Source organism: uncultured Treponema sp. (genome assembly GCF_945873775.1).
Taxonomy (GTDB): domain Bacteria; phylum Spirochaetota; class Spirochaetia; order Treponematales; family Treponemataceae; genus Treponema_D.
Genome location: NZ_CAMCEC010000028.1, coordinates 1 through 19116 on the forward strand (window position 1 = coordinate 1; position 19116 = coordinate 19116).

Sequence of the window (19116 nt, forward strand, 5' to 3'; positions counted from 1 at the left end):
ATTTTCAATGGCTTTTTTCTACCCCAAATTGCGAACTTTATTGTACACTATCGTTGTCCCGCTCAAATCAAGGTTGATTTCCACTTCATTTTCGTTGTTTATGATTGCAGTCGCTATTTTTATAAGTTTATACTTATCGATTTCTCCAACAACAGAAACCGTATGCTCGCCGGCTTCAAGGCTTTTGATTGACTCTGCCACGTTTGCTGCGTCTGCTGTCCACTTTGCGTAGAGCGTAAGATTCGAGTTCGGAGTGAAAGTTGCGCCACTATCGTAGCTTGTGCCTGTCATGTTTTTTGCCGTGTTCCATCCGGCAAAGTTAAAGCCATCTTTTTCTAGCGTGTTCTCAGGAATTGTGATTTCCGTTCCGGCAACTTCGGTTATGCTTTCGATTGTGCCGGTTCCGCCGTTTGCGTCAAAAGTTACGGTGTAGGTTGCTTTTGGGGGGTTCGGGATTTGTGCTTCCGCTGTCCGGGTTGCTTGGATTTGAAGGATTTGCGTTTGAGCCGCTTCCGTTTCCGTTGGAATCTGAAGGATTTTCAACAGGCGTTGTTACCTGTCCGCTGTCATCGTCTGAGCCTCCGCTTGAGCCGTCTGAGCAGGAAGGGAATGTGAATGCGAGGCTAAGAGCTAGAATTAAGGCTGTTGCCACACGGGGGGGGTAGTGGAATGGAAGTTGATTTTCATTTTGTCTCCATAAAAATAGATTTGTTGTATATCTATAATTATAGTGAGTTTATTTGAAATGACAACTTAAACGGCAAAAAAAATGAAAAAAGTTTGTTTTGTGTCATTCCCGCACTTGATGCGGGAATCTTTAACAACACGAGAGATTGCCGGGTCTATGCCCGGCAATGACAGGTTGATTTGTGTCATTGCCCGGTGTGATTCTAATGTCATTAACTTGCTTGATTTCTTTGTCATTCCCGCAGTTGCGTTCCTTTGTCATTCCCGTGCAGCGACACGGGAATCTGTTGCAGGAGATTGTTAACCGAGTTTGCTTCGCAAACGTCGCGGATCAAGTCCGACAATGACAAGATCCTCCGGTAGAGCCGGAGGATGACAAGATGGCATGGTCAAGTATTTTTTACTTCTTGTTTATGAACTTGCATTTCCAGCTGAACGGAATAGAGAACTTTGTAAGTCCGTCGCTGGTAAAGTCCATTCTTACGCCCATGTCAAGGTCGCCCATGTTTTCTGGAAGAGCGAATGTTGCGTAAGGGTAAACTGTTGTTGTGTATGCATCGTCCCAGCCAATCATTGTTGCTTCTGTTACTGCGAGCGAAAGTGTTGTTGCTTCTGTTACAGCGTAGTTTGCAAGGAGCTTTGCCTGGAACGGAATGCCTTTGTCGCCGTTGTCGTCTTTCCAGTCGCTTGTCTTGTAGTCCTTGTCGATGTACTTGCTTGAAAGTCCTGAAACAACATCGGCATAAAGTGAAAATCCAAGGTCTTTCATTTCATATCCTGCCGAGAATGTGAGCGCGTATTTTGTTTCTTCTGGAATGAAGTCTGTGTCGTTTGCGTTGTATACAAAGCCTAGGTTGAGCATCATGTTCTGGATGCTGTTGATTCCAGCGAACACGCCGAATGTGCGGTCGTCGTTAGTAACGCTTTTTGCTGTTGCTCCGAAAGTTACAAGGTCTTTTGCCGCATACTGTGCTCCAAAGTCAAGGCGGTATTTGTCGTTGTTGTCGTATTCTGTGTTTCCTCTGATTCCGCCTGAAATCTTTAGGCCTTCAACTGGGAGAGCTACAACTGCGAATCCGTTTTCTGCCATGCGTCCCCATTTTGGTGTATCGTCCGCCGCTCCAAGGTAAGATGCGTCTGCCGCAATTTTTGTAAAGAACTCGTTTCCAATTGCAAGTCCAATCTGCTTAAATGGTGAAAAGCGAACGTAGCCGCGGAGTCTTGTTGTGGAATCTTTTCCGTTGAGCTTGATGCCGTAAGTTTCCATGCGGACTCTTCCGTCAAGTTTTTCAGAAGAGAAGTCGAGCTGAAGCCTGTTGTCCACGTGGGCTTCTTCGTTTTCAAATCCGTCGTCAAAGTCGCCGTTGTCTTTTACTTTTCTGTTGAACTCAAGGAAGTCTCCGTTTCCTGTGTTGTCGTCATTTGCTCCGAATGTGTTTGTGAGCGAAACTTTCTGTGCGAAAACTGATGCGCATACAAGAATTCCTGCAACGGATGCAGCCAAAAGTTTTTTCATAAGATAACTCCTATCTTAAAGATTTGCTTGTTGAAATCCGCAATGTTTTTTTCTTGCAGATTTTTTCTTTGCTGGCAGAAAAATAAATTTTCTATGTTTGATTTTTGTTAGCTTAAAATAAACTTTCTGTGAATTTGCGCTTACTGTTTTTTCATAAAAGATTATTAACCGAGTTTGCTTCGCAAACGTCGCGGGTCAAGCCGGATAATGACATAGGTGCAAGCGCAATAATGACAAACCATATTCTTGTCATTGTCGGACTTGATCCGACAATCTTATTTCAGAGATTGCTGACCGAGCTTTCTATACAAATGGCGCAGTGCTGATGCGCGGCAATGATATTAAATGTAAAAATAAAAAAATCCCCGGTTGCCCGAGGATTTTGGTTTGCAATGGTTCAGCTTTGATTTTTATTCCTGTTGCGCGTTCTGTGTGCCTACTGCCATCAATGTGCATTCGGTTATGTTTACAGCGTGATCGCCAATGCGCTCAAGGTATTTTGCAATCATCAATGTGTTGAGGGCTTTTTCTCCAAATGCGCGGTCATGCTTTGTTTTTCCAGACATCATGTCCAGAATGTCATTTTTGATTTGAATAAAAAGGTCGTCCGCCTGATCATCAAGGTCTGCAATCTGCTTGGCAAGTTTTACGTCCTGCTTGATAAAGCTTTCCACGCTGCCTGTAACCATTCGGATTATGCAGTCCGCCATTGCCGCGATGTGAGAGTTAAAGGCTTCAAATGGAATCTGCGTTTTCTTTATCAGCTCTGCAATGTCGCTTCCCTGGTCTCCGATTCTTTCCATGTCTGTGATTACTTTGATTGCCGCGCTTATGGTTCTAAGATCGCTTGCTACCGGCTGCTGCTGCAAAAGAATTCTCATGCAAAGATTTTGAATTTCTTTTTCCATTATGTCTGTCTGCTTTTCCGCTTGGATTGCGCGTTCTCCAAGCTCGGTGTCTCCAAGGAGAAGCGACTGGGTTGCAAATGTTATGCAGTCTTCGCAAAGTGTTCCCATCTTTTTTAAGTCTTCGTGCAGTTCATTTAGCTGCAGGTTAAAGTTGTTTCTCATCTTTTTCCTCTTGTAGAAATTTCTGCTTTTCTGTTTTGAAAAATATCAGCCGAATCTTCCCGTGATATAATCTTCCGTCTTTTTGTTTTTCGGTGAGCTGAATATTTGTTCCGTTTGTCCGTACTCAATCACTTTTCCGAGCAGGAAAAATGCCGTTAAGTCGCTTACGCGTGTTGCCTGCTGCATATTGTGAGTTACAATTACAATTGTGTATTTGCTTTTTAACTCAGCGATTGTGTCTTCAATTTTGCTTGTGCTGATTGGATCTAGCGCGCTTGTAGGCTCGTCCATTAAAAGCACTTCCGGTTCTATTGCAAGCGCGCGTGCAATGCAAAGACGCTGCTGCTGTCCGCCTGAAAGTCCTATCGCGCTTTTGTTCAGCCTGTCTTTTACTTCATCCCAGATTGCCGCATCCTGCAGGGCTTTTTCAACGATATTGTCCAAGTCGCTTTTGCGTTTGATTCCGTGGGTGCGCGGACCGTAGGCGATGTTGTCGTAAATGCTCATTGGAAACGGATTCGGCTTTTGGAATACCATTCCGACTTTTTTTCTGAGCAGGTTCACGTCTATGTTTTCAAAAATATTTTCATCGTCTATTAAAACTTTGCCTTCTGTTCTGCAGCCTACAACAAGGTCGTTCATCCTGTTGAAAGTTTTGAGCAGAGTTGATTTTCCGCAGCCGCTTGGTCCGATGAACGCTGTAACCATGTTCGCAGGAATTTCAAGATTCACATCGTAAAGCGCCTGAAAGTTTCCGTAGAATAAATTTAAGTCTTGGACTGATATTTTGCTTTTATTCATTTTTGTTTTTCCTTGTGATTATTTTTTCAAGAAGAGAACTTAGCCAGTTCAGTATTAAAACTATGGCAAGAAGAATTACTGCTGTTGCGTAAGACTGGCCTGTTGCAAGCCCTTCGCTCCAAAGCGCGTACAAGTGGACTGCGAGTGTTCTTCCGCTTTGCATTCCACCTGCAATCCGCGCGACTGTTCCTGCTGTGTAAATTAAAGCCGCGGTTTCTCCAACGATGCGTCCTGTGCCCAAGACGATTCCTGCGATTATTCCTGGAACTGCGGAAGGCAGAACGATGCAGAATACTGTTCGTAATTTTCCGGCTCCAAGTCCGAAGCTTCCTTCACGGTAGCTGTCGTTTACAGAAAGCAAGGCTTCTTCTGTCGTGCGCACGATTACCGGGAGAATCATAATTGCAAGCGTGCAGCATCCGGCAAGCAGAGAAAATCCCCAGTGCAGAAAAGTTACGAAAAACAAAAATCCGAAAAGTCCGTACACGATTGAAGGAATGCCAGACAAAGTTTCTGTTGCAAGCCTGATTGCCTTTACAATTTTGCTTCCGCGGTATGCGTATTCACTTAAATAGATTGCAGCTCCTATTCCAATTGGCACTGCTATTGCGAGCGTTATCGCTGTTGCAGAAAGCGTGTTTATCAATGCTGGAAAAAGCGAGCTGTTTTCGCTTGTGTACTTTATGCTGAAAAGCGACAGGTTCAGGTTTGGAATTCCTCTTGCAAGAATGTAGATTACGATTCCGCATGAAATTGCAATTGTAAAAATTCCAGCTCCAAGCACAAATGACTTTAGAACTTTTGACTGAAATGTTTGCGAAGTTTTCATCTGCTACTCCTTCTTTTCTTTTAAGAGTGAAAAGCACAAGTTGATAATCAAAATGAAAATAAACAGAATTACAGAAGTTGCAATGAGAGCATCTCTGTGCAAGTCTGCGGCGTATCCCATTTCAAGAACAATATTTGCTGTGAGTGTTCTGATTCCTTTTACAAGGCTTCGCGGAAGAATTGCCTGGTTTCCTGCGACCATGATGACTGCCATTGTTTCTCCAACAGCGCGTCCCACTCCAAGAATTATTCCTGCCATAATTCCGCTTTTTGCCGCCTTAAGCTCAACAAGAAAAATGCTGCGTTCTTTGCAAGCTCCTAATGCAAGAGAGCCTTCAAAGTAAAGTGAAGGCACTGCTCTTATTGAAGATTCGCTTACGCTTATTATTGTTGGAAGAATCATTATTGCAAGGACAATCGAAGCGGCAAGAATTGAAGTTCCGTTTCCGCCGAATGTATTTCTGATTGCAGGAACTATGACTGTAAGTCCGAAGAAACCGTAGACAACAGAAGGAATTCCCGCCAGAAGTTTTACGCCGCTTTCAAAAAAATTGTACAGCTGCTTTGGACAGTAGCGGGCAAGAAAAACCGCTGTGAAAAGTCCGAGCGGAACTCCTAGAATCAATGCGCCAAGCGTTACCGTAATCGAGCCTACAATCATCGGGAAAATTCCGTAGAGGTCAATGGAAGGTTTCCACTTTAAACCAAAGATGAAATTCTTTAGTCCGATTTTAAGCATGGCAGGAACGCCGTTTGCAAACAGAAAAATGCAGATTGTGATTGTAGCCGCAATTGAAACACAAGCCGCCGCAAGAAAAACGAATCGCATTGTCTGTTCTATATATTTGTTTTTCATATTTTACTGCTTTTAAAAGAATTGAATTGCAGCGCTTGTCCGAACTGGATTTGCACTGCAATTTTTTGTTTAAGCCATAAGGGTTATTTTACATCGCCCCATTTTGAAATTGTTCCGATGTACAAATCTTTGACTGACTGAATCGATGCGCTTTCTGTTGGATTTTCCTTGTTGATGATTACTGCGATTCCGTCGATTGCAATTTTTGTCTGAAGTGCGCCTTTTGCCTTTTCGCTGTCTTTTAATTCGCGGCTTGCCATTCCGATTTCGCAGACACCGTTGAGCGCGCTGTTTACGCCAGTTGTACTGTCTGACATCTGAACTTCAATTTTAATTTCTGGATTCAGTTTTTCGTAGGCTTCAGCAAGTTTTTCCATTACAGGAGTTACGCTTGAAGAACCTGCTACTGTGATTTTTCCTTTTTTGCCAGTTGCAATGTAAGCCGGATTTTGCGCTGCGCTGATGTAGCCGTTTGCTTCAACAATTGCCTGTCCGTCGCTTGAAAGAATGAAGCGGATAAAATCAGAAGCGTTTTCTGAAAGTCCGGTTTCTTTTGTTATGATGTTGAACGGGCGTGAAATTTTATAAGTTCCGTTTTTGATAGTTGAAACGCTTGGAGATACGCCTTCAATTTTAAGCGGCTTTACAGTTTTGTTCAGTGAGCCAAGGGAAACATAACCGATTGCATATTTGTTTCCTGCAACTGAAGTAAGCATTACTTCTGTGCTGTTTGTAATGTCAGCTTCCTCAGAAGTGAAGTCAACTTTTTTGCCTTCTGCGTTTTTCATTTCAATTCCGAAAAGCTCAACAAATGCGCCTCTTGTTCCGCTTCCTTCTTCGCGGCTTATAAGTACAACACTTTTCTTTCCGAAGTTTTTGTCTTTTTTAGGAGCGGCAAATAATGTTCCGCCTAAAACTGCCAGTGAGATTGCGCTGATCACAGCATACATAGTCTTTTTCATAGTTCAAACCTCCGTTCGGTTTTTTATTTTACGATGAAAAATCTAAAGCGGCTGTGTTTTTTGAAGGTTATTGAATTGTTAGAATTGTGTTAATTTTTAATAGAAGTGAATTTTATTTTTAATTGCCGCATTGTTAACACGGCAAGTTTGCAACAGATTCCCGTGTCGATGCACGGGAATGACATTTAAATGGTTGCAATACACATTTAGGATTTCTAACCGAGTTTGCTACGCAAGCATCGCAGAGTCAAGTCCGAAAATGACATAAAGAATATTCTTTATTCTGCGGAAAATCTTATTTCCTGCCAGAGCGCGTCATATTTTGAAAGTGCTTCGCCTACGTCCATTTTGAGCTCAACTTTTTCAAGAGTTTCAACTGGATACATTGGTTTTTTCTTTGTGTACTTTGCAGCTTCCTTGTTTATGTAAGCAGGAAATTTCAGAGCGTCGCAGAATTCCGCGTAGATTTCCGGGCGGTGGCTGAAGTCAATAAATTTCATTGCAAGGTCATAGTGCTTGGCGTCTTTTAAAATTACCATTGAATCAAGATACGCAGCTGAACCGCATTCAGGAACAAAAAAATCAATTACTTCATCGTGCTTGTCTTCTGGAACTTCAGCAAATACAATTTCCGCATAGCCGTCGCAAACCCAGAAGTCTCCTGAAGCAAATGATTTTCCGTAGCCTTCCGCATCAAACTTTATAAGATTTGGACGCCACTTGTTTATGATTAAATCTGCGGCTTCTCGAAGCTCTTTGTCATCTGTTGTGTTCAGCGAGTAGCCAAGGTGCTTTAACGCGCTTCCCATTGTAACTCTCATGTCGTCCATCATTGTCATGTGTCCGGCTAAATCTGTGCGTGAAAAAATATCGAATGACTTTTCGTAGTCTTTTACTTTTGTTTTGTTTACAGAAATTCCAGAAGCTGCGAGGCAATATGGAACGCTCCAAGTCATGTCTGGATCGTATCCCTTTGCTTTTTCAAGTGCTTCAGGATTTATATATTTTGAATTCGGGAACTGCGAGTGATCAATTTTCTGAACCATTCCCTGTTTTATCATAATTGAAGTGTAGTCTTGAGATGGAATTGTCAGGTCGTAGCCTTTTGCGCCGGCGCGGAGCTTTGCATACATCATTTCATTTGAATCAAAATAGTCAACTTTTACTTTGCAGTTGTATTCTTTCGCGAATTTTTCAAGAACTGAATCAGGCGTGTAATAGCTCCAGTTGTACAGGTTGAAAGTTTCCTTTTTTTCTTTTGAGCAGGAAGAAAAAATTGAAAGGACAAACGCGGCCATGCTAAAAATAGCGACATTGAATTTCTTCATTTCAATATCCTTTGAACAGGCTTTTATTAGGTAAAAAAATCTGTTCATTAAAAAAGTAGAATTAGAACTTCATACGAAATTCTTTCCTGCTCATCGGTTTGACGGCAAGAAAGCATAGTCTACTGGAAAAAATGGAAATAGGGAAGTAACATGAAGTTAACGTAAAACTAATGCGAATTTAGCTTTTTTCATTCAGCGGAGATTTTTTCTTGTTGTATTCATAAAGCGAAAGACCGGCTTCATTCGCTCTGCGGATTTTTTTTATGTAATTGCTTTGCGGACAAAATGATTGTGCTTCATCTAAAAGTTCCCTGCATTTTTCAAACTGCTTGTTTTCAAATAAAAGCTGCGATAAAAAAATGTCGGCAAAATATTTTTGCGCAGAAGTTGAAGCGTTTGCTTGCGCTTTTTCAAAATACGCAAGAGTTTTTTTCTTGGAGCCGCCTGCGATTTTTGGAGCAAAGTAATACCATTGTCCGATGTTTGTGAGCGCGTAAGAAAAATTAGGATTTGCTTCCAATGCTTTTTCGTATAACGGTTTGACGCTCGCTCCGTATTTTAAAACATCGCCAATTGAATAGCCCATGTAACATGAAGTTACGTCTGCCTGCGTGCAGTAAAAATATTCGTTTAAGGGAATGCCATTGTTTTCTTTTATAAACTGCTCGATTTTTTCAAGCTGCTTTCCAAGAAGTTCATGCTGGATTTTCGCTTGTCCTGGTTTTTCATAAAGATAATTGTATTTTTCCATTACAAAAAAATTTTCAAGAATGATTTTTTCCTGCTCATTGCATAAAGAAATTTTTTCTTCATTCTCTTTTGGAAAATTTTCTATTGCGGAAATAATTGGCTCCGTGTTGTTTTCATCATAGACAGAAAGATTCATCCGCAAGTTAAAAAAATCATCAATGAGAATTTTTGCATTTTCAGAAAGTTCCTGCGCCTGAAAAAATCCAACTGAAAATATCGCAAACAAGAATGCAATAAATTTTTTCTTTAATAATGTTTTAAGAATTTTATTCATATCTTAACGGGATTTTATATGTGTCCTCGTAAACTTTTTTCCAAGCGGAATAATTTTCATTCATCATAAATTCAATGTTTTCGTTTCTTGAAATTTCAGGGTTTGGAAAAATCGGCTTGCAAATATGAATCGTGTATTCCTGCACAAAAAATCCGTCGCTGTCAACAATGTCGCTGTCCTGCATCGTTATGAAAACTGGAAGAACCGCGGCGTTGTTTTTTACCGCAAGCGTGTATGCTCCTTTGCGCAACGGTTTTGGCTTTCTGTAGTTCCACCAAAGGCTCTGTTCCGGGTAAATCAAAATGTAGTTTCCGGCGGACAAAAGATTTTTTACAGCCAAAAGAAATTCGTTCATTGTTTTGTAGTTTGAACTTAAAGGAAGCGTGTTGCAGCTGCGCATTAATTTTCCATAGAATCCGGGAAAGCTTGTGTAGTTTCCTTCTTTTATAATTCTGAAAAATTTTCCATGCTTTTTTTGCTTCTTTATTTCATCGTAAACATATTGAATTGCAAAACTGTCCAGCGGATTAAAATGGTTGCACGTAATTATTGTGCCTCCGTTCAGCAGCTCAATATTTTCCTTGCCTTCAATTCCTTTGATTATAATTTGCTTTGTCTTTAGCATTTTGTTTAAGAATTTTCTTGCGGCGTTGAATGCAAAGTACGATTTTATTTTGCTGGAAATTTTTTTCTGCTGGTAGTCAACTTCTCCCGGCTGAATTTGGCGTGATGGCGGATCGTCCTCAACGTCTTCTGCGAATCTTCCTTGCTTTTCATATTCCGCGATTTTTGCAAGAATTCTTAAACGGTCTTGCGATTTTGGAATTGCAGAAGTTTTTTCTTGCGCTTTTTCTTCTTTTAATTTTTGTTCAAGAATCATTCTTCGCTTTAAAAAATTGTCAGGGCGGTTTGTTTCTGATTCCGCAAGCTTTGCAAGCCGGTCAACAGATTCGTAGTCGTTTTTGCGCTGCTCGTCCGTGTAGTTTTCAAGCACTGAATTTATTTCTTCACAGAATGGAGTTTGCTTTGCATAGTTCCAGAAGATTTCTGCGAACGGAACATCTTTAAAATGCCAAGGTTTTCCGACCATAAGATAGTGGATTATTTTTGCTGTTGTTTCTGAATATTTTATTTCGCCGTAAGTTTCAACATTCCAAGAATTTTCAATCCAAAAAACTTTGTCTTTGCAAATAAAATTCAGATAGTCTTCATCTTGCGTTACAACAAAAGAATATTCATGCAGAAGCCTTATAAACTGATCGAGGATTTTTTGTTTTCTGAATTGCGCGCAATTTATAAGGAGCATTCCCGCATTGAAATATTTGTTGCGGTCAAGTCCGATGCACTTTTCAACATAAGTTCCGTAGACATCAGTTTGAACCATCGCCTGCTCATTGCAAGCTCCAACGTAGTTTTCTCCAATGTCATGGTTGTAAAGTTCAGAAATATCACCAAGCACAATCATGTCGCTGTCAAGATAAAGAGCCTTGTCTAGCTCCGGGAACATTTCTGAAATAAAAAGCCTGTAATATGTTGTCTTTGAATAATAGTCGCGGATTGGAAGCCTGTAGCTGATTGACTTTAAATAATTTGTAACGTCATCAAAATAAACTTTAAAATTTTCTGGCGCAAGGTTTATTACTTTTTGCTTTTTATCTTCGCTGATTTTTGTGCAAAGAATGTGAATGTCATAAGAAAATTCTTTTGATGCGTTTGCAATGAGTGAATTTATAGTAACTGCCGTGAACTTTACAAAATTTTCATCGCAGGCAAAAAATACAGGAATTGTTTTGTTTTTATTCATGGAATTCTCTCTTAAATTTTTCTCTTAAATAAATGTATTCTAATAAAATGTCGTCAAATTGAAAATATTTGAAGACTTTGTGAACATTGGTTACGTCCCACTGCTTTATGTTTGCAATGTGCGGAAACGGAAAATAAAAAAGCCGCTGCGAGAAATGACGGAGCACTGTCCATTTATGCAGAAATTTCTGGTCATTGAATTTTTGCGCTATAAGTTTCTTTTTTGTTGTGCTTCGGATAAGCGCGCTTTGGTCTGCAAAGATAAGTTTTTTTGTTTTTATCAACTCGCGGGATTTTTTGAAGATTTCAGTTTTTCTGCAAAGCTCCATATTAAATAGAAGAACTCCAGCGTTTATGTAGCGCGGATTTATTAAATATTTTCCGTAGTGGTCATTCGCCGCCGCATATTCAACATTCGAAACATCGATGTTGTAAAGCAAAGTTATGTCCCGGTTTGCAAGAATGTCTGCGTCAAGGTAAAGAAACTTTGAAGGCATTCCGGGAACTAAATCTGCAAAAAGGCGAAGCAAAGTGTAAGGAGAACAATAGCATTGCTCGTTCGGGCAGCCGCGGAATTCTTTGTTGTATAAGTCTGTAACATCGATTTTTTCTATTGAATTTTCAGAGTTGTATTCTTTTATCACATTTTCAAGAAATGAAATTTGCGCGGAAGAAATAGGCTTGTAGTTTTCATTCAAATCCTGCAAGTCCATTGTGTAGACAAAAAATTTAAACGGTTCTTTTGTTTCTGTGCGCTTTAAAATAGAAAGAGAGCAGGTGAGTATGCCGTCAAAAACTTTGCTGTTTCCGCAGAAAAGAATATTAATCATTTTTTATCCTTATTATAATATGATACAAAATTCCTGCTAAAGTTGCATTTATTTTTGGCTTTCTTTTTTTATGTATTTTATGACTTCCACGTTGTTCAGTTTTGCTCTTTCTGTCATTGCTGAAAAAATTTTATTCCTAAGGTCTTCACGCTGCTCTTTTATAGAAAGATTTTTGTCTGCAAAAAATGGTCCGTCAACATAAGTTGTAATTTTTGGCGTTTTAGAAAATTTCCGCTTTGTATAGACATTTGTAAAACAAAAAGACGGAACTTCGTATTGAACCGGATAACGGAATGAAAGGGAAGTGAACGGCCTGATTTTTGTGTAGAACGGCCAGATATGCGCTTCCGGATAAATTGCAATCGCGCAGTTTTGTTTGACTCTTGTTTCAATGCAGTGCAGAAAATTTTTTGTTGAATCAATGTCGTCCGGCAAAGGAATTGCTCCAAGGCTTGGCGTTATTGTTCCAAGCACCGGCATTGAAATATTGTTCGGATGGACAATCACAAAGACGCTTTTTGGAAAAGAAACAAATGTGGGAATAAGCGCGTCGCACATATTGTGTGTGTGGTTTCCGTATAGAAAAAAAGATTTTCCTTTTGCAAGGTTTATGACTTTTCTGTTTACGATTTTATGATGCCATTTGATTTTTAAATACAAAGTTGCAATTGGAAGGGCAATCATTCTGTACCAAAAAAAGCGCGTAAATTTTTTCCAGAGCGAATTGTAAACATAAATATAGTTTTTTCCGATTTTGCGTGGCTTGATATTGTCAAATGCAAATTCATCGTTAAGCTCATCGCTGTAGTAAATCACGTTGTGCTTGAGTTTCATGCTTTTATTTTACCAAAGAAAATGAGGCTCTTGCAATTGACAATGTTGTTGAGTAATTTTTTAAGTTCGTTTATAGTATTTTTGTTTTGCGGAATTTTTTCCGCGGAATTTTTTGGAGGAAATAGCATGAAAAAAATTTCAAAAGTTTTAGCAGTGTCTTTGGCTTTTATTGCTGCCGGCACATTTCTTTGTTCTGCAAAAAAACAAAAGCAGATAAAAATCGGCGTAATTCAGCTTGTTGAGCATCCAGCTTTGGACGCTTCTTACAAAGGCTTCGTTGACGGACTTAAAGATGCTGGCTATGTTGACGGCGTGAATATTAAAATTGACTATGAAAATGCCCAGGGCGAGCAGTCAAACTGTGTTACAATCGCAGACAAGCTTGTTTCAAAACGCAGCAATTTGATTTTCGCAATCGCAACTCCTGCAGCTCAGGCAGTCGCAAATAAAACTTCAACAATTCCAGTTCTTGTTACAGCTGTTACAGATCCAAAAACAGCTGGCCTTGTTGAGTCAAACAAAATGCCTGGAACAAATGTAAGCGGAACTTCTGACCTTACACCAGTTGCCGCCCAGATTGATCTTCTTAAGAAAATTGTTCCTTCAGCAAAAAAAGTCGGACTTTTGTATTGCTCAAGCGAAGAGAATTCAAGGTTTCAGATTAACATCGCAAAGGAAGCTTGCAAGAGCGCAGGACTTTCTTTCGTTGATGCGACAGTTTCAAATACAAATGAAGTTCAGCAGGTTGTTCAGAGCCTTGTTGGAAAAGTTGACGCAATTTACTGTCCAACAGACAACATGATTGCAAGCTCAATGGCTACAGTTTCGCTCGTTACAACAGAAGCAAAAATTCCTGTAATCTGCGGAGAAAGCGGAATGTGTCAGTCTGGCGGACTTGCAACTTACGGAATCAATTACTATGAGCTTGGAAAACAGACTGCAAAGATGGCTGTTGAAATTTTTGCAAACGGAAAAAAGCCTGCTCAAATGCCAATTCAGTATTTGGACAAATGCGACTTTATGTATAACAAGGAAGTTGCTGACGCCATTGGAGTAAAAATTCCAGCTGACTTGATTAAATAAGTTTAAGTTTAAATTTTACTGTCATTATCGGGATAACCTGTTTGTCATTCCCGTGCAATGACAGTTAAATAAAATTTTATAGAAAAAAAATGACACGGCGCAAAAAATCTGATATACTCTTTGAGTTATGTTTGATACTTTTTTAGATTTTTTAGTGCCGTTTTCAGGCGCAATGCTGGGAGCTGTTTCTCAAGGCGTGCTTTGGGGAATCATGGCTCTTGGCGTTTACATCACATTTAAAATCCTTGATTTTGCCGATATGACTGTGGACGGAAGCTTTGCTTTGGGCGGATGCGTCTGCGCTCTTCTTATTGTCCGCGGCGTAAATCCTTTGCTTGCAGTTTTTGCGGCTACGGTTGCAGGAAGCATTGCGGGGCTCGTAACTGGCTTTCTTACGACTAAATTCAAGATACCGGGAATTCTTGCAGGAATCTTGGTTCAGCTTGCTCTTTATTCAATAAATCTTCATGTTCTTGGCGGACCGAATCAGCCTTTGACAAGAGTCCACACAACTATAATGGACTGGATAAATAAGTCTTTTAAATTGTCAGAATTTTTCCCTTATAGCGCAACTTCTGTTTCAAGTCTGATTACTGGAATTATTTTTACTGGAGCTGCGATTGCAATTTTGTACTGGTTCTTTGGAACAGAACTCGGCAGCGCAATCCGTTCAACTGGAGACAATGCCGCAATGAGCCGTGCGCAGGGAATCAACACTGATTCAATGCAGATTCTGGCACTTATGATTGCAAACGCCCTTGTTGCCATGAGTGGTTCACTTGTAATGCAGCAGCAGAGGTTCGGAGATGTAAGCATGGGAATCGGTACAATCGTAATCGGACTTGCTTCTATAATTATTGGCGAAGTTATTTTCGGAAAACGATTCGGATTTTGGTGGAGCTTGCTTTCTGTTGTGTTTGGCTCTGTCATTTACCGTTTGATTATCGCGCTTGTTCTTCAGCTTGGAATGAAAACTCAGGATTTAAAGCTTCTTTCCGCTGTCGTAGTTGCAATTGCGCTTTCTGTTCCTGTGTTGAAGCAAAAGGCTTCGCGCTGCAAGAAAATTTCCGTGGAGGCTAAAAATGCTTGAAGTAAGACACGTTTCAAAAACATTTAATCCCGGAACAATAACAGAACGCAAAGCTTTAAAAGACATAAGCCTGACTTTAAATGACGGAGACTTTGTTACTGTAATTGGCGGAAACGGAGCTGGAAAATCAACTTTGCTTAACTTGATTGCCGGCGTACATGAATGCGATTCAGGCTCGATTATTCTTGACGGTGAAGATATTACACGCCAAAAAGAACACATACGCGCGAAATATCTTGGACGTGTTTTTCAGGATCCGATGAGAGGAACTGCTGCCACTATGGAAATTCAGGAAAATCTTGCGCTTGCTTTGCGCCGTGGAAAGAAACGCGGACTTAAGTGGGGCGTTACTTCCGCTGAACAGGAAGAATTTAAAAAGCAGCTTTCACTTTTGGAGCTTGGTCTTGAAAACCGCATGACTTCAAAAGTCGGACTTCTTTCCGGCGGACAAAGACAGGCTCTTACTCTTTTGATGGCGACATTGCAAAAACCGAAGCTTTTGCTGCTTGATGAACATACGGCGGCTCTTGATCCAAAGACTGCGCATAAAGTCCTTGAGCTAACCCAGCATTTTGTTGAGCGCGACCATCTTACAACTTTTATGGTAACTCACAATATGAAGCACGCCATTCATTACGGTAACCGCCTTATAATGATGCTTGACGGACATATTGTTTACGATGTTTCCGGGGAAGAAAAAAAGAATCTTCAAGTTGCTGACTTGCTCCAAAAATTCCAGACTGCAAGCGGCGGCGACACGGATTCAATTTCTGACAGAATGATTTTGAGCCAGTGAGGAATTTATGGTTTGCAATTTTAAGACAAAAGGTGTTTGCGCAACAAATATAAAATTCGAGCTTGACGGAAATGTTGTGCGCGGAATCGAATTTACAAATGGCTGCGACGGAAACTTAAAAGCGATTTCAAGAATTCTTGACGGAACAACTGTTGAATTTATTCAGGAAAAGTGCCGCGGAAACTTGTGCCGCACAAAAGGAACTTCCTGCGCTGACCAGCTTGCAATTGCAGTTCAGGAAGCGTTTGACAAAGCAAATAAAAAATAATTTTTTTTGCTGAAAAATAAGGCAGAAATTTTGAGTGTCCTTCTCAAGATTTCCGCCTATTTTTTTGTCTGAACTTTTATTTTACAGCACCAAGAATTACAGAAACAAATCTCTTTTGCTGTGTAAAGAAAAGCACAACAGTCGGAATTGTCATAATGCAAAGGCTCAGCATCAAAAGTCCGTAGTCTGTAGTGTATCCTGCTGTGAGTCCTGAAACTAAAAGCGGCAGTGTCTGCATTTTCTGGCTTTGCATAACAATCAAAGGCCACATATAGCTGTTCCAGTTGTTCATAAAAGTTACAATTGCCGCCGCCGCAAATGTCGGAGCCATAATCGGAAGGTAAATTTTAAGGTAGATTGAAAACTCTCCAAGTCCGTCAAGTCTTGCTGCCTGAATTGTTTCAAGCGGAAACGTTACCGAATTCTGCCTGAAAAAGAAAATCAGAAACACAGTTGAAACAGTCGGCAAAATAAATCCTAGCGTGGAATTCATAAGATGCATTACGCTGAACATTTTAAACAATGGAACCATAATCGAAGCGAATGGAATCATCATTGAAATAAGCAGAATGTTCATGAGCGTGTCTTTTCCCTTGTCTCTGAAAATCTGAAATCCGTAGCCTGCAAGCGAGCAGACAAAAATGCTAAGAACAGTTCCGCAGACAGTTGTGCGCAGTGAATTCCAGAAAGCGCGTCCGATTTTTACAGTTGAAAGCATTGTCTTTATGTTTGCAAACAAATTTGCGCCTGGAATAACTCTTCCTGTGATTACGTCTGCGCTTGTGTTTGTCGCACCGCAAAGCATCCAGTAAAATGGAAATATAGAAAAGAAGCAAACTGTTATTATAAAGGCGTATTTTAATACTTCTGTGATGTGTCCTGATTCTTTCATTTTTCCTTCCTGTCAGCAAAAATAATCTGAATAAATGAAAGCAGCGCAACAATTATAAGAATCGCGTAAGAAACTGCCGCTGCATATCCAAACTGCGGATTGTACTTGAACGACAAATCATAAATGTACTGTGAAATTGTGATTGTCGCGTTTCCAGGTCCGCCGCCAGTCAAATTCTTTACTTCATCGAAGAGCTGCAAAGTTCCGTTTGTAGACATGATTGCTGTAAGTAGAACAACAGGCTTTAACTGCGGAAGCGTTATTCTAAAGAATGTCTGGACTGTTGAAGCTCCGTCGATTCTTGCAGCCTCGTAAATGCTGTATTCAATTCCCTGAAGTCCCGCAAGAAAAAACACGGTGTTGTATCCAGTCCATCTCCAGGTAATCGTAAAAATTACAATGACCTTTGCCCACACAGGATGAGTGAGCCAGTTGATTGGCTGAGAAATAAAATGGTGTTTTACTAGCAGAACGTTTACAAGTCCGTCCAGCGCAAAAAGAGATTTAAAGATAAGGGCGGAAGCTACAAGTGAAGTCGCACACGGAAGAAAAATTATAGTTCTAAAAAGCCCCTTGTATTTCAGTTTTTTGTCATTAAGAATACAAGCTAGAATAATGGCGATAAAAAGCATTATTGGAACTTGAAAAGCAAAATATATAATTACGTTTTTCAGAGAAGCGATAAATTTCTCATCCTGAAAAAGCCTGACGTAGTTTTTAATTCCGCAGAAACTTAAATTGTTTCCAACTCCAGACTGAAGTGAAAGAATAAAAGCCCTGACCATCGGAATAAAGCTAAAAAGAAAAATCAAAAGCGAAGCGGGCATTACAAAATACCATCCGGCAATTTTGTATTTGCGCTCAAGCGATTTACTTTTCATATTTGCACCTCTGAAAAAAATAAAGCCTCAAGACAAGAATGTTTTGAAGTCTGCTTCTGTCCTGCGGCTGGCTTTGTCAATTAAAGACCCATAAGGAACTTAACTTGCTTTTCAGCTTCTTCTATTCCCTGGTCAATGGTTTTCTTTCCTGTAAGAATGTCGCTTACAACAACTCCAATCGCGTCTCTTGCTTCGTAGTTGTAAACTCCGTATTTTACCTGCGGAATTTTTCCGGCGTAGTCAACAATGTCCTTGTAGATTTTCTGGCCTGCAAAGAAATCATTTGGCTGGTCATAGACAGAAGTCTTTGATGCAGGAAGCCATGTTGCAATTGCTCCAGAAGTTGGAAGAATTGTTTCGTAAAGTTCTGTGCTTCCGGCAAAAGTCTTGTTCAAGAAGTCGCAGGCAATTTCGGCATTCTTTGAGCTTTTCATAACCATCCAGCTTGAGCCGCCCTGGTTTGAATAGTTTGTTGCGCCAGGAATGTTGTCGAGCCTTGGTGTGTTTACAACTGCCCATTTTCCTTTCTGTGCCGGCTGATTTGTGATTGAACCTGCAATCCAGCATCCGTTGATAGTTGCCGCAACCGAGCTATTTTGAATGCTTGCGATGTATGCGTTCAAGTCAGAAACTGTAATGCAAACGCCTTCCTTTATCATTTCTGAATAAACTGAAACAGCTTCCTTAAGCGCCTCATTTCCGACCATAGAAGGATTTCCGTCCTCGTCAAAAACCCATTTTCCCGCGCTCTGAAGCATAATGAAAATACAGTCAGGTTCTGTTCCTACATAAGAAAGAAGCGGAACACCGGCTTTTGCCTTTACAATTTTTCCAAGCTCAAGGAACTGTCTCCAGGTTATATCGTTGAAGTCGGAAGGCTTGAGTCCGGCTTTTTCAAGAATGTCAGTTCTGATGAATGTAGCTGTTATTCCGTTGTCAAATGGAACTGAATAGTGCTTGCCTTTGAACTCTCCGTAGCCAACCTTGAAGTGCGCGAACTGGCTTAAGTCAACTTTTCCGTCCAAAGGGTAAAATGCGTTCGGATAGTTTGATATATTTTTCTGCATTGCTGTGTCCTGGCAAAGGATGATGTCAGGAAGTGATTTTGTGTCATTTGCTGAAAGTGAAGTAATAAGTTTCTGCTGCAAGTCTGCCCAAGGTGTTTCAACTACATTTACTTTAACATCTGGATGTTCCCTCTGGTATATTTCAGCTGCTGTGTTCATTGCGTAAATATTGAACTGCGGATCCCAGCACCAGACTATAAGTTGCTTTTCCTGCTCAGCCTTGCTGCATCCTCCCATGAAAAATAAGCCGGCTGAAACTACAGCCGCGGTCATAATTTTAAAAACCAATTTCATAAAATTTCCTCCTAGTGATAAAACAAAATTTGTTATGTTAACGTTAACACATTAATTATAGGAGCATAAAACTCAATCTGTCAAATTTTTTTTTTTTATAGCAAAATGAGCAACCGTTGCGCATTTATTCTTCCGCCAAGTTGCATTTATGTGATTCTGATTTACAATCGCCATTGTTAAGAAAAAACACTATTTAGCTTGAGGTG

The 19116-nt window shown here is 40.3% G+C and carries 19 protein-coding genes; 4 read left to right on the top strand and 15 right to left on the bottom strand.

Annotated features, from left to right (window positions below; all coding sequences use genetic code 11):
- Window positions 1–18: 18 nt before the first annotated feature.
- From Q0N70_RS10945 to Q0N70_RS11000, 12 genes are all read right to left on the bottom strand, one after another.
- The gene (locus Q0N70_RS10945; RefSeq protein ID WP_294016685.1) at window positions 19–543 is read right to left on the bottom strand and encodes an InlB B-repeat-containing protein; all 525 of its coding nucleotides are present in this window, start codon (window positions 541–543) and stop codon (window positions 19–21) included.
- Window positions 544–1087: 544 nt separating this feature from the next.
- The gene (locus Q0N70_RS10950; RefSeq protein ID WP_294016687.1) at window positions 1088–2203 is read right to left on the bottom strand and encodes a hypothetical protein; all 1116 of its coding nucleotides are present in this window, start codon (window positions 2201–2203) and stop codon (window positions 1088–1090) included.
- 410 nt (window positions 2204–2613) lie between these two features.
- Window positions 2614–3273 carry a phosphate signaling complex protein PhoU gene (gene phoU, locus Q0N70_RS10955; protein WP_294016689.1) on the bottom strand — a complete coding sequence of 220 codons (660 nt, stop codon included), beginning with the start codon at window positions 3271–3273 and terminating at the stop codon, window positions 2614–2616.
- A gap of 45 nt (window positions 3274–3318) precedes the next feature.
- Complete coding sequence (gene pstB, locus Q0N70_RS10960) at window positions 3319–4074, bottom strand: phosphate ABC transporter ATP-binding protein PstB (RefSeq protein ID WP_013702151.1); 756 nt, start codon at window positions 4072–4074, stop codon at window positions 3319–3321.
- Complete coding sequence (gene pstA / locus Q0N70_RS10965) at window positions 4067–4903, bottom strand: phosphate ABC transporter permease PstA (protein ID WP_013702150.1); 837 nt, start codon at window positions 4901–4903, stop codon at window positions 4067–4069. The genes pstB and pstA overlap by 8 nt, the downstream gene beginning before the upstream one ends.
- Before the next feature lie 3 nt (window positions 4904–4906).
- Entirely contained in the window at window positions 4907–5758 is an 852-nt protein-coding gene (pstC, locus tag Q0N70_RS10970; RefSeq protein WP_276780385.1) for a phosphate ABC transporter permease subunit PstC, read from the bottom strand.
- 83 nt (window positions 5759–5841) lie between these two features.
- A complete protein-coding gene (locus Q0N70_RS10975) occupies window positions 5842–6720 on the bottom strand; it encodes a substrate-binding domain-containing protein (protein ID WP_294016695.1) in 879 nt (292 codons plus the stop codon).
- Between the two features lie 278 nt (window positions 6721–6998).
- Window positions 6999–8096 (bottom strand): extracellular solute-binding protein, encoded by a 1098-nt coding sequence (locus Q0N70_RS10980; protein WP_245535670.1) that lies wholly within the window; start codon window positions 8094–8096, stop codon window positions 6999–7001.
- Window positions 8097–8226: 130 nt separating this feature from the next.
- Window positions 8227–9072, bottom strand: a complete 846-nt coding sequence (locus tag Q0N70_RS10985; RefSeq protein ID WP_294016699.1) for a hypothetical protein — start codon at window positions 9070–9072, stop codon at window positions 8227–8229.
- The gene (locus Q0N70_RS10990; RefSeq protein ID WP_294016701.1) at window positions 9065–10876 is read right to left on the bottom strand and encodes a glycosyltransferase; all 1812 of its coding nucleotides are present in this window, start codon (window positions 10874–10876) and stop codon (window positions 9065–9067) included. Before Q0N70_RS10990 ends, Q0N70_RS10985 begins: the two co-directional genes overlap by 8 nt.
- Window positions 10869–11705, bottom strand: a complete 837-nt coding sequence (locus tag Q0N70_RS10995; RefSeq protein ID WP_294016703.1) for a glycosyltransferase — start codon at window positions 11703–11705, stop codon at window positions 10869–10871. Before Q0N70_RS10995 ends, Q0N70_RS10990 begins: the two co-directional genes overlap by 8 nt.
- A 48-nt stretch (window positions 11706–11753) precedes the next feature.
- Window positions 11754–12539 (bottom strand): hypothetical protein, encoded by a 786-nt coding sequence (locus tag Q0N70_RS11000; protein WP_294016704.1) that lies wholly within the window; start codon window positions 12537–12539, stop codon window positions 11754–11756.
- A gap of 126 nt (window positions 12540–12665) precedes the next feature.
- Between Q0N70_RS11000 and Q0N70_RS11005 the strand changes: the two genes are divergently transcribed.
- From Q0N70_RS11005 to Q0N70_RS11020, 4 genes are all read left to right on the top strand, one after another.
- On the top strand, window positions 12666–13622 hold the full coding sequence (locus Q0N70_RS11005) for an ABC transporter substrate-binding protein (RefSeq protein ID WP_294016706.1): 957 nt from the start codon (window positions 12666–12668) through the stop codon (window positions 13620–13622).
- A 127-nt stretch (window positions 13623–13749) separates the two neighbouring features.
- On the top strand, window positions 13750–14712 hold the full coding sequence (locus Q0N70_RS11010) for an ABC transporter permease (RefSeq protein WP_294016708.1): 963 nt from the start codon (window positions 13750–13752) through the stop codon (window positions 14710–14712).
- Window positions 14705–15508, top strand: a complete 804-nt coding sequence (locus Q0N70_RS11015; RefSeq protein WP_013702144.1) for an ABC transporter ATP-binding protein — start codon at window positions 14705–14707, stop codon at window positions 15506–15508. The genes Q0N70_RS11010 and Q0N70_RS11015 overlap by 8 nt, the downstream gene beginning before the upstream one ends.
- 7 nt (window positions 15509–15515) lie before the next feature.
- Window positions 15516–15776: a TIGR03905 family TSCPD domain-containing protein gene (locus Q0N70_RS11020; protein WP_294016710.1), complete on the top strand. Its 261-nt coding sequence runs from the start codon at window positions 15516–15518 to the stop codon at window positions 15774–15776.
- A gap of 76 nt (window positions 15777–15852) precedes the next feature.
- Here the strand turns inward: Q0N70_RS11020 and Q0N70_RS11025 are convergent, their stop codons facing one another.
- From Q0N70_RS11025 to Q0N70_RS11035, 3 genes are all read right to left on the bottom strand, one after another.
- A complete protein-coding gene (locus tag Q0N70_RS11025) occupies window positions 15853–16668 on the bottom strand; it encodes a carbohydrate ABC transporter permease (RefSeq protein ID WP_294016712.1) in 816 nt (271 codons plus the stop codon).
- Entirely contained in the window at window positions 16665–17549 is an 885-nt protein-coding gene (locus Q0N70_RS11030; protein ID WP_294016714.1) for a carbohydrate ABC transporter permease, read from the bottom strand. The genes Q0N70_RS11025 and Q0N70_RS11030 overlap by 4 nt, the downstream gene beginning before the upstream one ends.
- 80 nt (window positions 17550–17629) lie before the next feature.
- Window positions 17630–18910: an extracellular solute-binding protein gene (locus Q0N70_RS11035; protein WP_294016716.1), complete on the bottom strand. Its 1281-nt coding sequence runs from the start codon at window positions 18908–18910 to the stop codon at window positions 17630–17632.
- Window positions 18911–19116 lie beyond the last annotated feature (206 nt).